The sequence below is a fragment of the Pseudomonas sp. P106(2024) genome (assembly GCF_057480815.1).
Window position 1 is genome coordinate 635,592 of the sequence record NZ_JBLIYU010000001.1, and the last position, 14,876, is coordinate 650,467.

A 14,876-nucleotide genomic window follows, 5' to 3' on the forward strand; every position below is an offset into this window, starting at 1 on the left:
GAGAAAACCTGATGTTGATGAAACTGGCACCGAAAAAGCCGCGCAGCCTGCGCAACTTCTACCTGTCCATTGGCGCAACCCTCGTGCTCATGCTGGCTGGGCGTTTTTACGCGCTCAAAGCCGAGGAGCAGCGGGTTGCGCAGCGAGCCCAGTGGGTCGAGAACGTGCTTCATCTGAACAGCACCCTACCCAGGCAGGTCGACGCACTGACCCGGCTGGAAAGGATCGATATCATCTCCGGCGACACGATCGCCTACCGCTATCAGGTCGACATGGCCTCCAGCAGCCTGCCGTGGGAGCGCAAGTCGAAGATGGAGGCGCGCGTGCGCGCGGGGTTGGAGCGCCTGGCCTGCAAGGAGCCAGAGTTTCTCGAGGCCATGCGCAGGTTCAAGTTCCGCCAGGAACATTTCTATACGGGCTATGACAACGCTTTCTTGTTCAGTGTCGATATCAATCCTGACAAGCTCATCTGTCCAACCTGAGCCTTCTCGTTTGTGAACACTGTTGCACGTTCGTCGTTGTAGGACGTTTCCTAATCCTGCCTCTGGCATGGATCAATGTTTTCCCTCGTTGTTTGCCCTAACGTCGCCCGACCCATCAGTCATCAAGGACGACAGGAAATGCAGACGCTGCAACGAAAGCACGATATCCAGCCATTGGAAGGCGCTGAAATGACCCTGCTGGTCAATGGCCTGCCTGCGGTCGCCAGTGCCGGCGAAACCGTACTCAGTGTGCTCAACGCCGTTGGCCTGCGCCAGCTGGCGCGCAACGATCATGGTCAGCTCAGCGGTGCCTTCTGCGGCATGGGCGTCTGCCATTGCTGCCTGGTGCAGATCGATGGTCGTCCCAAGCGTCGCGCCTGCCAGACCATCGTCAAGCCGGGCATGAGCATCGAGACCGAGGTCAATCGCGTGCAAGAGGAGGCCCACCCATGAGCCTTCGTCCCGTGATCGTCGGTGGCGGTTCGGCCGGCATGGGCGCCGCCATCGAGCTGGCCGAACATGGCGTGGACTGCCTGCTGTTCGACGAGGCGTCGCGCCCCGGTGGCGTGGTCTATCGGGGCCCGCTGCGCGCGGGTGTCGACCTGGGCTACCTGGGGCAGCGCTACACCAAGGCCCTGACCAAGCTGCATGAAGATTTCGCCGCCTGCGCCGAGCGCATCGACCTGCGCCTGAACCATCGCGTGGTGGGTGGGGACGATCAACGGCTGATGGTCCTCGACGCTGATGAACAGCTGCACGAGATCGACTACTCGCACCTGCTGTTGGCCGCCGGATGCCACGAGCGCAACGTGCCGTTCCCTGGCTGGACCTTGCCCGGTGTGATCCTGCTCGGCGGCTTGCAGCTGCAGATCAAGAGTGGCGTGGTCAAGCCACTGGGCAGCACGCTGATTGCCGGTACCGGGCCGTTGCTGCCACTGGTCGCCTGCCAGCTGCACGCCGCCGGCGCCAAGGTGGCCGGCGTGTACGAGGCCAGCTCGTTCAACCGTATCGCCAAGGAAAGCCTGGCGTTGATGAACAAGCCGCAGCTGTTCCTCGACGGCCTGAGCATGCTGGCCTACATGAAGCTCAACGGCATCCCCATGCATTACGGCTGGGGCGTGGTGGGCGCCACGGGTGACGGCGAATTGCAGGAGGTCCAGGTCGCCCCCTACACCCAGGATTGGCAGCCGGACATGACCCGCATCCAGCGCGAGCAGGTGCGCACCCTGGCGGTGGGCTACGGCTTCATTCCGCGGACCCAGCTCAGCCAGCAACTGGGCCTGGCCCATGGTTTCAGCGAGGACGGCTACCTGCGCGCCGAGTGCAACGTGTGGCAGCAGAGCAGCCAGCCGAACATTCACCTGGCCGGCGACATGGCCGGTATTCGCGGTGGTGAGGCAGCGATGCTCACCGGGCGTATCGCCGCGGTGTCGATGTTGCAGCAGATGGGCAAGCTCGATGCCGAGCAGGCGATCGAGCGCCGTGAACGCTTCCTGGGCAAGCTGGCGGCGATCAAGCGCTTCCGTTCCGGGGTGGAACGCTACACCGCGCGCGGCGCAGCGCAGATCCAGCTGCCCCAGGCCGATACGGTGATCTGCCGTTGCGAAAACGTCACCCGCGATCAGATTGACCTGGCCCTGGAGCAGGGTGTGGAGGACATGGCCAGCCTGAAGATGCGTACCCGGGTAAGCATGGGCGACTGCCAGGGGCGCATGTGCGTCGGCTACTGCAGCGACCGCCTGCGCAGCGCCACCGGCCGCGCGGACGTGGGCTGGCTGCGTCCGCGCTTCCCGGTGGACCCGATCCCTTTTTCCGCATTCGAACAACTCGGCACGGAGGCCTGAACATGAACAAGCATTACGACATCATCATTGCCGGTGGCGGTGTGATCGGCGCGTCTTGTGCCTACCAGCTGTCCAAGCGGCACAACCTGAAGATCGCCCTGATCGACTGCAAGCGTCCGGGCAACGCCACCCGCGCCTCGGCCGGCGGCCTGTGGGCCATCGGTGAGTCGGTGGGGCTGGGCTGCGGGGTGATCTTCTTTCGCATGATGTCCTCGCGCAACAAGCGTGAGGCCAACGGCGCCGCGGTGGTGGTCGACTCGAGCACCCCGCATATCCTGCCGGAATGCTTCTTCGACTTCGCCCTGCAGTCCAACGCGCTTTATCCACAGCTGCACCAGGAACTGATCGAGCGCCACGGCATGGACTTCAAGTTCGAACGCACCGGGCTCAAGTACATCATCCAGGATGAAGAAGACCAGCTGTACGCCGAGCACATCGTCAAGCAGATCCCGCACCTGGCCGACCAGGTTCGCTGGCTCGACCGTGACGCGCTGCGGGCCTCGGAGCCGGCGGTGACGCTCAAGGCCAATGGCGCGCTGGAGTTTCTCTGCGACCACCAGGTCAGCCCGTTCCGCCTGGGTGATGCCTACATGGAGGCGGCGCGGCAGAACGGTGTCGACCTTTACCCGAACGTGAACATCACCGGCGTGCTGCATGAAGGCTCGCGAATCAAGGGCGTGCGCACTGCCGAGGCCGGCGAGTTCCATTGCGGCACGTTGATCAATGCTGCTGGCGCCTGGGCCGCGGAGCTGAGCGAATGGGCGACGGGGGAGAGTATTCCGGTCAAGCCGGTGAAGGGCCAGATCGTGCTGACCGAGCGCCTGCCCAAACTGCTCGATGGCTGCATCACCACCAGCGATTGCTACATGGCGCAGAAGGACAATGGCGAGATCCTGATCGGCAGCACCACCGAAGAGAAGGGCTTCGATGTCAGCAACACTTTCCCGGAAATCAGTGGCCTTGTGCAGGGCGCGATCCGTTGCGTGCCGCAGCTGGCGCAGGTGAACCTCAAGCGCACCTGGGCCGGCCTGCGCCCTGGGTCACCGGACGAACTGCCGATTCTCGGGCCTGTGGATAATGTTCAGGGCTACTTCAATGCCTGTGGGCATTTCCGTACCGGAATCCTCACGTCGGCCATTACCGGTGTGCTGTTGGACAAGGTTGTCCACAATGAGGCGTTACCGTTGGATATCACGCCATTTTTGGCGTCGCGCTTCCATGGGGGAATGGATAAACAGTTGGCGCACGGTTGATGGATGCGGGGGCCGCAAAGCGGCCCCCAGGAATCAGATCTGCATCGCTTTCCCATCCACATTCATCGCCGCCTGGCGCAGGGCCTCGGAGCGGGTCGGGTGCGGGTGGCAGGTGAGGGCGATGTCCTCGGCCGAGGCCGAGAATTCCATGGCCACGCAGAACTCGCCGATCATCTCGCTCACGCTCGGGCCCACCAGGTGCACGCCCAGGACCTCGTCGGTGACGGCGTCGGCGATGACCTTGGCGAAGCCTTCGGTCTCGTGGTTGATCTTGGCCCGGCTGTTGGCGGTGAAGGGGAATTTGCCGACCTTGTAGGCACGGCCTTCGGCCTTGAGCTGCTCTTCGGTCTTGCCGACAGTGGCCAGTTCCGGGCGGGTGTAGATGACGCCTGGGATCAGGTTGTAGTTGACTTCGTGGGGCTTGCCGGCGATGCGCTCGATGCACGCCACCGCTTCGTCCTCGGCCTTGTGCGCCAGCATCGGGCCGGAGGTGACGTCGCCGATCACCCAGATGCCCGGGACCGCGCTACGGTGATGGTCGTTGGCGAGCATGCCGCGCTTGTCGGTTTCCAGCCCCACGCTTTCCAGGTTCAGGCCCTTGGTGTAAGGGCGGCGACCGATGGCCACCAGCACATAGTCGGCCTGCAGGGTTTCGGCGTTGCCACCGGCGGCGGGCTCCAGGGTCAGGCTGACACCGTCAGCGCTGGATGTGGCCTGGGTCACCTTGCTGCCGAGCTTGAAGGTCATGCCTTGCTTGGCCAGGGCCTTCTGCAGGGTCTTGGCGGTTTCCTCATCGGTGCCCGGGCAGATGCGATCAAGGTATTCGATCACCGTTACTTCGGCACCCAGGCGGCGCCACACCGAACCCAGCTCCAGGCCGATCACGCCGGCGCCGATCACGACCAGGTGCTTGGGCACCTGAGGCAGCGACAGGGCGCCGGTGGAATCGATGATGCGCTGATTGTCGATGGTCACACCGGGCAGTGGCGTGGATTCGGAGCCGGTGGCGATGACGATGTCCTTGGCCTGCAGGGTGGTTTCGCTGCCGTCCTCGGCCTTGACCAGCACTTTGCCGGCGCCGTCCAGGCGGCCCCAGCCCTTGACCCAGTCGACCTTGTTCTTGCGGAACAGGTACTCGATGCCCTTGGTCAGGCCGGTCACGCTTTCGTCTTTCTGCTTCATCATCTGGCCCAGGTTGAGGGTCGGTTTGACCTCGATCCCCAGATGGGCGAACTCCTCGCCGCTGGCCGCCTCGTAGAGCTCGGACGCATGCAGCAGTGCCTTGGACGGCATGCAGCCAACGTTCAGGCAGGTGCCGCCCAAGGTCGAGCGACCTTCGACACAGGCCACGCTCAGGCCCAGCTGGCCGGCACGGATCGCTGCGTTGTAGCCGCCGGGGCCGCCGCCGATGATCACCACGTCATAGGATTTCATGGGTTTCGTTACTCCGAGAGTGTGAGGAAGCGAAGAGGGGCACAAGGTTAGTCTGAGTGATGATGATTGTATACAATCTGGTGGATGACCCGGACCAGATAGTTCTAGACTATGGTCGCGATTAACGGAAACTTCGCACGAATGAACTACCCTGATCCGGTGACGTCCGACACCTTGAGGCTTGGCGTCCGTATCAATGAAAGGGAGGGTCATGAATGCTTGCGCAACTTCCACCCGCATTGCAGAGCCTGCACTTACCTTTGCGCGTCAAGCTGTGGGACGGCAACCAGTTCGACCTGGGGCCGAGCCCGCAGGTTACCATCCTGGTCAAGGAACCCCAGCTGATCACCCAGCTCACCCATCCGAACCTGGATGAGCTTGGCTCTGCCTTCGTTGAAGGCAAGCTGGAACTGGAAGGTGATATCGGTGAAGTCATCCGGGTCTGCGACGAGCTCAGCGAAGCATTGCTCAAGGATGAAGACGAGTTTGTGCCGGAGCGCACTTCCCATGACAAGCGCACCGACGCCGAAGCCATTTCCTACCACTACGACCTGTCCAACGATTTCTACCGACTGTGGCTCGACCCGGACATGGTCTATTCCTGCGCCTACTTCAAGGAACCGGACAACACCCTGGCCCAGGCGCAGCAGGACAAGTTCGACCACCTGTGCCGCAAGCTGCGCCTGCAGGCCGGCGACTACTTGCTGGATGTCGGTTGCGGTTGGGGCGGTCTGGCACGATTCGCCGCCCGCGAGTACGGCGCCAAGGTGTTCGGCATCACCCTGAGCAAGGAGCAACTGAAGCTGGGCCGCCAGCGGGTCAAGGAGGAGGGCCTGGCCGACAAGGTCGACCTGCAGATTCTCGACTACCGTGACCTGCCGCAGGATGGCCGCTTTGACAAGGCGGTCAGCGTTGGCATGTTCGAACACGTCGGGCATGCCAACCTCGAGCTGTACTGCCAGCGGCTGTTCGGTGCGGTGCGCGAAGGTGGCTTGGTGATGAACCATGGCATTACCGCCAAGCACGTCGATGGTCGCCCAGTCGGCCGTGGCGCGGGGGACTTCATCGACCGTTATGTGTTCCCCCACGGCGAGCTGCCGCATATCTCGATGATCACGGCGCGTATCTGCGAGGCGGGCCTGGAGGTGGTCGATATCGAAAGCCTGCGCCTGCACTACGCCAAGACCCTCAACCACTGGAGTGAGAACCTGGAGAACCAGTTGCACCGCGCCGCCGCGCTGGTGCCGGAGAAGACCTTGCGCATCTGGCGCCTGTACCTGGCCGGTTGCGCCTATGCCTTCACCAAGGGCTGGATCAACCTGCACCAGATTCTCGCGGTGAAGCCCTACGCCGACGGCCACCACGACCTGCCTTGGACGCGTGAGGACCTCTATCGTTGATCGGGTAGCCCGGCGTGCCGACAAGGCTCGCCGGGTCACAGGATCGGTGAAATCAACCGCGCGATACGCATCCCCAACTGTTGCAGGCGGTGGGTGTCGCGGCTGTCTTCCGCGGAGATCTCCCGGGCTTGTTCGAAGTCATTCTCCAACATCCGTTCGACTTGGTCGGCGAAAGTGCGGTCCACGGTGAGCAGGGTGATCTCGAAGTTCAGCCGGAACGAGCGGTTGTCGAGGTTGGCGCTGCCGATGGCGCTGACCTCATCGTCCACCAGCACCACCTTCTGGTGCAGGAAGCCGGGCAGGTAACGGAACATACGCACTCCGGCGCGTACCGCCTCGAAGGCGAACAGGCTGGAGGCGGCGTAGACGATGCGGTGGTCGGGGCGCGAGGGAATCAGGATACGTACGTCGACACCCCGCAGCACTGCCAGACGCAGGGCGGCGAAGATGGCTTCGTCGGGGATGAAATAGGGACTGGTGATCCATACCCGCCGGGTGGCCGAGTGAATCGCCTCGAGGAAGAACAGCGCACAGGTTTCCTGTGGATCGGCCGGGCCGCTGGCCAAGGCCTGGCACAGTACGCCGTTCTCCGGGTAGGCGTCGGGCAGGATCAGCGGCGGCAGCTGGCGCGTGGCCCAGTACCAGTCCTCGGCGAAGGATTCTTGCAGGCAGGCCAGTACCGGGCCGCCGATCTGCACATGGGTGTCGCGCCACGGTGACAGCTTGGGGTGTGCGCCGAGGTATTCGTCGCCCACGTTGTGCCCGCCGAGAAAGCCTTGCACGCCATCGACCACGACGATCTTGCGATGGTTGCGGAAGTTGACCTGGAAACGATTGAACCAGCCACGTCGGGTGGCGAACGCCTCGATCTGCACGCCGCCGTCGCGCAGCACCTGGCTGTAGCTGGCTGGCAGGGCATGACTGCCGACGCGGTCGTACAGCACGAACACCTGCACGCCTTCGGCGGCCTTGCGCAGCAGCAGTTGCTGCAACTCCCGGCCGAGGGCGTCGTCATGGATGATGAAGAACTGCACCAGCACGGTGTCCCGCGCCATGCGGATGGCCGAGAAGATCGCCTCGAAGGTGGCTGCGCCATCGATCAGCAGCTTCACCTCGTTGTTGGCCAGACACGGCATGCGCCCCAGCTTGGGCATGGCGCGCAGGGCGGCGTAGCTGTCGGACTCGCGGGCGGTCAGCGCTTCCTCGACCCAGGGTCGCCAGTTCAGGTTGGCCATGGCCACGTGCATTTCCTGGTTGGCCTGGCGTCGGGCCTGGATGTAGGCGTAGAAGGAACGGGCGCCGAACACCAGGTAGGGGATGAGGGTGAGGTAGGGGATGAACAGCAGCGACATGGCCCAGGCGATCGCACCTTGGGCGGTGCGTACGGTGAACACCGCATGCAGCGCGGCGATGAAGCCGAGCAGATGAATCAGGCCGAGCAAGTAACCGAAGAAGTAGGGGCTGTGGAAATCCATACGCATCCTGCTTGCCGAGAGCACTGCTGCCTAACAGACCACGTTCGAGGGGTGGCCTGCAACCCGCAGGCGTTTTTGACGTCTAACGGCTCAGTCCGGCAAGAGCCGGTATTTCGAGGAGCTTTCATCCATGAAGATTCGTCTGCCACTGCTCGCCCTGGCGCTGGGGCTGGGCAGCCCGCTGGTCCACGCGCAGATGTTGCAACCCGGCCTGTGGGAGCTGACCACCAGCAACATGCAGGTCGATGGCAAGCCGTTGCCGGACATGGAGTTCATGCTCGGTCAGTTGAAGAACCTGCCGCCGGAGCAACGGGCGATGATGGAAGGTGCCCTGGCCAAGCAGGGCATCACGGTGGGGGGCAAGGGGGTGCGCTCGTGCCTGACCGCGGAGCAGGTCAAGACCAATGACATTCCGCTGCAGGATCCGCAATCGGGCTGCACGCAGAAGATCACCGAGCGCAATGGCAATGTCTGGAAGTTCCAGTTCAGTTGCCCCAAGGCCCAGGGTAACGGCCAGGCCACCTTCCTCAGCGACCGGGAGTTCCTGACCAAGGTCAACGGCACCTTCAATGCCTCCGGGGTCCAGCAGCAGGGCAGCATGGATACACGGGCGGTCTGGCTTGGAAATGACTGTGGAACGGTCAAACCGCGTACCTGATCGGTCACCCGCGATAACGACTGACCGCCACCGCGTCGTGGGCATGCAGGCTCTCTGCATGTTCCACGCGCACGCTGAAGCCGCTTACGCCCGTTAGCGTTCGCAAGGCCGCATGCAAGCGGCGGGCGGCATCCTCGCAGAACATCAGGTTCTGTCCGTTGGCCAGGGCGAAGGCCTGCTCGTCGGCGCGCTTGACTGCCGTCTGTACGGCCGTTCCCAAGGCGGCCTCCGCAGTCTCGATCAACTCGGTCAGCCTGAACGCGTCGCCGTCCAGACGGACCTGCAGCTTGGCCATGCTCCTTTGGCTATGGGGTGTCGCAACGATGCCGTCACTGCTGCCGAGCCACTGGCGAACACGCTCCCACTCCAGTGACTGGCCAGCGAAGTGCCGGTCGAATTGCGCCTGGATCAGCTGTCTGGCCAGCGCCGCCGAGCATGGGCAGGTCGAGGAGTAGGGAATGTGCACCGATAGTTCCACGTGGAACATTCCATCTTTCAGCTGTGCGTCGATGCTCACTGGGTAGCGTTTCCAGCCTGCTAGCGGGCTGACCAACGCCGGGCGCTTGAGCAGGTGATCGAACGCCAGGCGCAGGTAGGCGGCGTTCGAAAGGCCCTCGTGGCTGGCGAGAAACTGCTCGAGCGTCCGGCGAATCAGGCGTGGACTCAAGGCTTGCTGTTCCAGCGCTTCCAGCGCCAGGTACAACCGTGACATGTGGATGCCCCGGGCTGAGCCGTCATCCAGGCTCACGCCGGCATCGGCGTGCGCGCCGAGACTGCGTCCGTCGACCAGCAGCGGCAGGGCGATACCGCACATGCCGACCCAGTCCAGCGGCAGTGTCTGCTGGCTGCTTTGTGTGGCGATGTCGGGAAGGGCAAGGCTAGACATGGAAGGATCCTGAAGTGATGGCAGTCAGCGGCAACCGCCGACAAGGCTGCAGTGCAGGTTGAAGCGTTGACCGCTGGAGCTGGAGACACGGTTTAGGGTGGTCCAGCCGATGCGACGGCTGTAGCCCACCCAGGCTTCACCGTCGCTGGCCAGCCCGGTGAAGAAGGTCAGCGTGCCGTAGCGGCTGTTGGTCTGAGCCCACAGGCGCTTGCCTGCTACTTCGTAGCCTCGCAGGTAAAAGGTGCTGCCTTCGGTACGCACGCTGTAGTAGTTGCCTTGGCCATCCTGGCAGGCGAGCAGGGTCGCGCTGCGGGTGCACAGGGCGAGGTCGGTGTGAGGCATGGCGAGAAGCTGCATAGGTGCTGCGAGCAGCAGCAAGGCAGCGAGGCCGGATGATTTCATGACGCTCTCCAGACAACCGTTCGGTCGACACGGCTTGGCGAAATTGTATTGTTATAATATAACATTGTGCAATGCATCGATTCGAATGCGCCTGCCCGATGAGGTTAGTCATGCCCAACCGTCTCCCTGTCACCGTGCTGTCCGGCTTCCTCGGCGCCGGCAAGAGCACGCTGCTCAACCATGTCCTGCGCAACCGCGACAACCTGCGCGTCGCCGTGATCGTCAACGACATGAGCGAAATCAACATCGATGCCAGCGAGGTCCAGCGCAACGTCAGCCTGAATCGGGCGGAAGAAAAACTGGTGGAGATGAGCAACGGCTGCATCTGTTGCACCTTGCGCGAGGACCTGCTGGAAGAGGTGGCGAGGTTGGCGAGTGAGGGCCGCTTCGATTACCTGCTGATCGAGTCGACCGGAATATCCGAGCCGCTGCCGGTCGCCGAGACCTTCACCTTTCGCGACGAGCAGGGGCGCAGCCTCTCCGACATGGCGCGCCTGGACACCATGGTCACCGTGGTCGACGGGCTGAACTTCCTGCGCGACTACCAGGCCGCCGAGAGTCTCGCCAGCCGTGGCGAGACCTTGGGTGAACAGGACGAGCGCTCGATCAGCGACCTCTTGATCGAGCAGGTCGAGTTCGCCGACGTGCTGTTGCTGAGCAAGATCGACCTGATCAGCCAGTCTGACCGCGAGGAACTGGTGGCCATCCTGCGCAGCCTCAATGCCCGGGCGCAGATCGTGCCGATGGTGATGGGCCAGGTGGCGCTGTCGCGCATCCTCGATACCGGCCTGTTCGATTTCGACCAGGCGGCCCAGGCACCGGGCTGGCTGCGCGAACTGCGTGGCGAGCATGTGCCGGAAACCGAGGAATACGGCATCGCCGCCAGCACCTGGCAGGCACGTCGGCCATTCCACCCGCAGCGCTTCTACGACTTTATCCACACACCCTGGAGCAACGGCCGGTTGCTGCGTTCCAAGGGCTTCTTCTGGCTGGCCAGCAAGTACCAGGAGGCTGGGAGCTGGTCCCAGGCCGGTGGCATGATGCGTCACGGCCTGGCGGGGCGCTGGTGGCGCTTCGTGCCACGAGAGCAATGGCCGCAGGACGAAGAGAGTACCGCGGCGATCCTCAAGCAGTGGTCGGTGGAAAGCGGCGATTGCCGCCAGGAACTGGTGTTCATCGGGCAGAACATCGACTTCGAGCGGTTATCCACAGAGCTGGAGGCTTGCCTGCTCACGGACGACGAGATGGAGTTGGGGCCGATGGCCTGGCTGCGTCTGCCCGATCCTTTCGGGGCCTGGCATGAGGACGCGGTGGCATGACTGTGGATATCCGCCAGGTGTTCGGTGAATCGCCCCAGGTGATGACCGACATCCTTCAGGATGGTGTCAACCTGGCGGTCTGGCAGCGCCGCCTGCCGGCCCAGGTGGAGGACTTCGCCAACCTGGTGCTCAGCCTTGGCCAATCCCTGGCCGATGAGCGGGTGATCGAGGTGGATGAACGCCACCCGCCAGCCTTGCCCGGTTTGCTCAGGGAGGCCGCCGATCTGCACGGCTATGACGGTTTCGTCGCGGATGTGGCCTGGCTGGTGGCTGCCTATACCTGCCTGCTGGGCGCCCGTCGTCTCGGTGTGCGCGTGCGGGTACTGGACGGGGCGATGTGCCCGCGCATGCATGTGGACCATGTGCCGGTGCGCCTGCTCAGTACCTATGCCGGCGCGGGCAGCGAATGGCTGGCGGAGGGAGCGATCGATCGCGCGCGCTTGCAGCAGTCGTTACCGGCTGTGGATAAAGTTCGGCGCCTGGCGGCGGGAGAGGTGGCCCTGCTCAAGGGCGAGAAGTGGCTGGGCAACGAGGGCGCGGGATTGGTTCACCGGTCACCGCTGACGCCTGCCGGGGAGCGCCGATTGTTGCTGAGCCTGGACTGGTTGGCATGAATCGCGGGGCCCGGCGGTATAGACTGCCATCAAGCCATCCCGATACCGAGCCATGCTGCAGAACATTCCCACCCATGTGATCGCCGGCCCCCTCGGCGCCGGCAAGACCAGCCTGATCCGCCACCTGCTGGGCCAGCGTCCAGCCGGCGAGCGCTGGGCCGTGCTGGTCAACGAGTTCGGTCAGATCGGCCTCGATGCCGCCTTGCTCAGCCGCGACGAGGCGGGCATCGCCATCGGTGAAGTGGCGGGAGGCTGCCTGTGCTGCGTCAATGGCGCACCGTTCCAAGTGGGGCTTGGCCGCTTGCTGCGCAAGGCGCGCCCGGACCGCCTTTTCATCGAACCGTCCGGCCTCGGTCACCCGGTCGAGTTGCTGGAACAACTGGGACGCGCACCTTGGACTGGCGTACTGTCGGTGCAGCCAATGCTGATGGTGCTGGATGCCGCGGCCCTGTCCCGGGGTGACGTCCTGCCTGAGGCTCAGCACCAGGCACTGGCGAAGGTGGGGTTGCTGGTGTTCAACAAGGCGAGCGTTGTGGATGAAGCCGCACGCTTGTTGATAACTGCATCACTACCCGCCATACCGGCGCGCTGGACGGACCACGGGACACTGCCGCTTGCTGCATTGCCTGTTTCAACCCCCGTGGCGGCAGGTACAGTCGACCATGGCAGCCTGCCTGTGGATAACGATGCAGTGCCGTTGCCCACCCTGTGGACCGATCCACGACAGCCGATCTGCCAGTTTCAGCAGGGGGAGGGAGGTTGGAGCATCGGCTGGCGCTGGCATCCCGACCAATGCCTCGACGCGGCCGTGCTGCGCGGTGTTCTGGAACAATGGCCGTGGCGCCGGGCGAAGGGCGTTATCCACAGCACCGAAGGCTGGCAGTCGTTCAATGGCCTTGAAGGCGGGACGCTGGAATGGCGTTCCAGCGAATGGCGCAAGGACTCGCGCATCGAGCTGATTTTCGATCAGCCGCAGCCCTTGCAGGCCCTGCAAGCGGCCTTCGGCGGCTGCCCGCTGATCCGTTGATCAATTGCGCCAGCGGTTGTGCTCCTGGCGCCACTGCTGCATTTCGATAACGTTGTCGGTACGCGGCGGGGTCTTGATCTCGAACGGGTAGGGCGCGAGTTCGATCTGCATGGTGTGAGCGCCGAACTGGGTGACGGTCCCGGGGTGGCGTTGTTCACCGGTGACGGTGAACTCGAAGTTGTAGATGCGCGCCAGGCGCTTCCTGCCATTGGCGTCGCGCACGAAGGCGATGCGCTTGAGCGCCACGGCGTCGTCGAGCAGTTCCAGGTCGAGCTTGGCGCAATGCTGCTTGACCCGTGCCAGGGCCTTTTCGCGCAGCCCGTGGTTGTGCCACAGCCAGGCGCCTGCGGTCGCCACCAGCATCAGGACGAAGAGGTTTTCCAGGGTCAGCATTTGCGTAAGCTCCAGACAGGTCGATCCAGCTTAACTGCGTCTCTGGCCTGTCGTACAGATGGCAATCGGGTTCATACTGCGGGCCGCACCTTTCTTCACACAGTTTCGGAATCGTCCCGCATGAAACGTACACCGCACCTGCTCGCCATTCAGTCCCACGTGGTCTTTGGACACGCCGGCAACAGCGCCGCGGTGTTTCCCATGCAGCGGGTCGGGGTCAACGTCTGGCCGCTCAACACCGTACAGTTCTCCAACCATACTCAGTATGGACAGTGGGCCGGGGAAGTGCTTGCCCCAGCGCAAATTCCCGCGTTGGTGGAAGGCATTTCCAATATCGGTGAGCTGGGCCATTGCGATGCGGTGTTATCGGGCTACCTGGGCAGTGCCGAGCAGGGGCGGGCGATCCTGGCCGGCGTCGAGCGGATCAAGGCGGTCAATCCCAAGGCCCTGTACCTGTGCGACCCGGTCATGGGGCATGCCGAGAAGGGCTGCATCGTGCCGGCGCAGGTCAGTGAGTTCCTGCTCGAGGAGGCGGTCGCCAAGGCCGATATCCTGTGCCCGAACCAGCTCGAGCTGGACAGCTTCTGTGGCCGTCGCGCGCAGTCGCTGGAAGATTGCGTGGGCATGGCGCGCGGGTTGCTGGAGCGCGGGCCGCAGGTGGTACTGGTCAAGCACCTGAATTATCCACAGCGGGCGGACGATGCCTTCGAGATGCTGCTGGTGACCCGCGATGCCAGCTGGCACCTGCGCCGGCCTTTGCTGGCCTTCCCACGCCAGCCGGTGGGGGTGGGCGACCTGACCTCCGGGCTGTTCCTCGCCCGCGTGCTACTGGGCGACGACTGGCTACAGGCTTTCGAGTTCACCGCCGCCGCCGTGCATGAAGTGCTGCTGGAAACCCAGGCCTGCACCCGCTATGAACTGCAACTGGTGCGAGCCCAGGACCGCATCGCCCACCCGCGGGTGCGCTTCGAGGCGCAGCGTTTGCTCTGTTAGATCGAATCAGTCTTGAGGTTCTGGTAGCGCTGTTCCAGCTCCTGGCGGATCTGACGGCGTTGCTGACCCTGCAGGAAGCGGCGCTTCTCCTCGCTGCTCTGCGGCTGGCGCGGTGGTACCTTCACCGGGCGACGGTCGTCGTCCACCGCGACCATGGTGAAGAAGCAGCTGTTGGAGTGGCGCACCGAGCGCTCGCGGATGTTCTCGGTGACCACCTTGATGCCCACCTCCATCGAGGTGTTGCCGGTGTAGTTGACCGAGGCCAGGAAGGTCACCAGCTCGCCGACATGAACCGGTTCGCGGAAGATCACCTGGTCCACCGACAGGGTCACCACATAGGTGCCGGCATAGCGGCTGGCGCAGGCATAGGCGACTTCGTCGAGGTACTTGAGCAGGGTGCCGCCGTGTACGTTGCCAGAGAAGTTGGCCATGTCCGGTGTCATCAGGACGGTCATGGTCAGCTGGGCGTTTCCAGGTTCCATAGAGAGCTCACGGTGAATTTGCACGGATTCGGGGCGGGTATCTGCAGACACTTCTGTTTCCCCTCGTTGAGGTTTCCCATCCTGGTACGGGACGTCGGCTGACGCTCCATCGTCACGCCAATTTTGCCATCGGCGGTGTCGAATCGGCCGATCTGTTTCTGCATATTGCATCGGCATTTTGTGGCAAGGCGCGATGTTAACCTGACGACGCCCA

At 63.6% G+C, this 14,876-nt stretch carries 16 protein-coding genes; 10 read left to right on the plus strand and 6 right to left on the minus strand.

Features of this window, described 5'->3' with window-relative positions; translation table 11 throughout:
• Positions 1-11: 11 nt before the first annotated feature.
• From AC25M7_RS02915 to hcnC, 4 genes are all read left to right on the plus strand, one after another.
• Entirely contained in the window at positions 12-482 is a 471-nt protein-coding gene (locus AC25M7_RS02915) for a hypothetical protein (protein WP_028690014.1), read from the plus strand.
• A 138-nt stretch (positions 483-620) separates the two neighbouring features.
• Positions 621-935 (plus strand): cyanide-forming glycine dehydrogenase subunit HcnA, encoded by a 315-nt coding sequence (hcnA, locus tag AC25M7_RS02920; protein WP_028690013.1) that lies wholly within the window; start codon positions 621-623, stop codon positions 933-935.
• On the plus strand, positions 932-2,326 hold the full coding sequence (gene hcnB, locus AC25M7_RS02925) for a cyanide-forming glycine dehydrogenase subunit HcnB (RefSeq protein ID WP_486970717.1): 1,395 nt from the start codon (positions 932-934) through the stop codon (positions 2,324-2,326). Before hcnA ends, hcnB begins: the two co-directional genes overlap by 4 nt.
• 2 nt (positions 2,327-2,328) lie before the next feature.
• Entirely contained in the window at positions 2,329-3,579 is a 1,251-nt protein-coding gene (gene hcnC / locus AC25M7_RS02930) for a cyanide-forming glycine dehydrogenase subunit HcnC (RefSeq protein WP_062360072.1), read from the plus strand.
• A gap of 33 nt (positions 3,580-3,612) precedes the next feature.
• Here the strand turns inward: hcnC and lpdA are convergent, their stop codons facing one another.
• Complete coding sequence (gene lpdA / locus AC25M7_RS02935; RefSeq protein ID WP_486970718.1) at positions 3,613-5,013, minus strand: dihydrolipoyl dehydrogenase; 1,401 nt, start codon at positions 5,011-5,013, stop codon at positions 3,613-3,615.
• Positions 5,014-5,228: 215 nt separating this feature from the next.
• On the opposite strand from lpdA, the gene cfaB reads away from it, so the two are divergent.
• Positions 5,229-6,413: a C17 cyclopropane fatty acid synthase CfaB gene (gene cfaB, locus AC25M7_RS02940; protein ID WP_028690009.1), complete on the plus strand. Its 1,185-nt coding sequence runs from the start codon at positions 5,229-5,231 to the stop codon at positions 6,411-6,413.
• Between the two features lie 35 nt (positions 6,414-6,448).
• Here cfaB and cls read toward each other — a convergent pair whose 3' ends face one another.
• On the minus strand, positions 6,449-7,888 hold the full coding sequence (cls, locus tag AC25M7_RS02945) for a cardiolipin synthase (protein WP_486970719.1): 1,440 nt from the start codon (positions 7,886-7,888) through the stop codon (positions 6,449-6,451).
• A 130-nt stretch (positions 7,889-8,018) separates the two neighbouring features.
• Between cls and AC25M7_RS02950 the strand changes: the two genes are divergently transcribed.
• Positions 8,019-8,546 carry a DUF3617 domain-containing protein gene (locus AC25M7_RS02950; RefSeq protein ID WP_028690007.1) on the plus strand — a complete coding sequence of 176 codons (528 nt, stop codon included), beginning with the start codon at positions 8,019-8,021 and terminating at the stop codon, positions 8,544-8,546.
• 4 nt (positions 8,547-8,550) lie between these two features.
• On the opposite strand, the gene folE2 is transcribed toward AC25M7_RS02950, so the two are convergent.
• Positions 8,551-9,432, minus strand: a complete 882-nt coding sequence (folE2, locus tag AC25M7_RS02955; RefSeq protein WP_486970720.1) for a GTP cyclohydrolase FolE2 — start codon at positions 9,430-9,432, stop codon at positions 8,551-8,553.
• Between the two features lie 24 nt (positions 9,433-9,456).
• Complete coding sequence (locus AC25M7_RS02960) at positions 9,457-9,834, minus strand: hypothetical protein (RefSeq protein WP_028690005.1); 378 nt, start codon at positions 9,832-9,834, stop codon at positions 9,457-9,459.
• Between the two features lie 110 nt (positions 9,835-9,944).
• Between AC25M7_RS02960 and zigA the strand changes: the two genes are divergently transcribed.
• The 3 genes from zigA to AC25M7_RS02975 are packed head-to-tail and all read left to right on the plus strand — an operon-like array spanning position 9,945 to position 12,794.
• The gene (gene zigA / locus AC25M7_RS02965) at positions 9,945-11,153 is read left to right on the plus strand and encodes a zinc metallochaperone GTPase ZigA (RefSeq protein ID WP_028690004.1); all 1,209 of its coding nucleotides are present in this window, start codon (positions 9,945-9,947) and stop codon (positions 11,151-11,153) included.
• Positions 11,150-11,767 (plus strand): DUF1826 domain-containing protein, encoded by a 618-nt coding sequence (locus AC25M7_RS02970; protein WP_028690003.1) that lies wholly within the window; start codon positions 11,150-11,152, stop codon positions 11,765-11,767. The genes zigA and AC25M7_RS02970 overlap by 4 nt, the downstream gene beginning before the upstream one ends.
• A gap of 52 nt (positions 11,768-11,819) precedes the next feature.
• Entirely contained in the window at positions 11,820-12,794 is a 975-nt protein-coding gene (locus AC25M7_RS02975) for a CobW family GTP-binding protein (RefSeq protein WP_197865980.1), read from the plus strand.
• Here the strand turns inward: AC25M7_RS02975 and AC25M7_RS02980 are convergent, their stop codons facing one another.
• The gene (locus AC25M7_RS02980; RefSeq protein WP_023629680.1) at positions 12,795-13,187 is read right to left on the minus strand and encodes a DUF3301 domain-containing protein; all 393 of its coding nucleotides are present in this window, start codon (positions 13,185-13,187) and stop codon (positions 12,795-12,797) included.
• Positions 13,188-13,307: 120 nt separating this feature from the next.
• Here AC25M7_RS02980 and pdxY point away from each other — a divergent pair, with 120 nt between their 5' ends.
• Entirely contained in the window at positions 13,308-14,180 is an 873-nt protein-coding gene (pdxY, locus tag AC25M7_RS02985; protein ID WP_069015987.1) for a pyridoxal kinase PdxY, read from the plus strand.
• On the opposite strand, the gene AC25M7_RS02990 is transcribed toward pdxY, so the two are convergent.
• Complete coding sequence (locus AC25M7_RS02990; protein WP_023629682.1) at positions 14,177-14,662, minus strand: acyl-CoA thioesterase; 486 nt, start codon at positions 14,660-14,662, stop codon at positions 14,177-14,179. The two genes, pdxY and AC25M7_RS02990, sit on opposite strands and share 4 nt — an antisense overlap.
• Between the last annotated feature and the right edge of the window lie 214 nt (positions 14,663-14,876).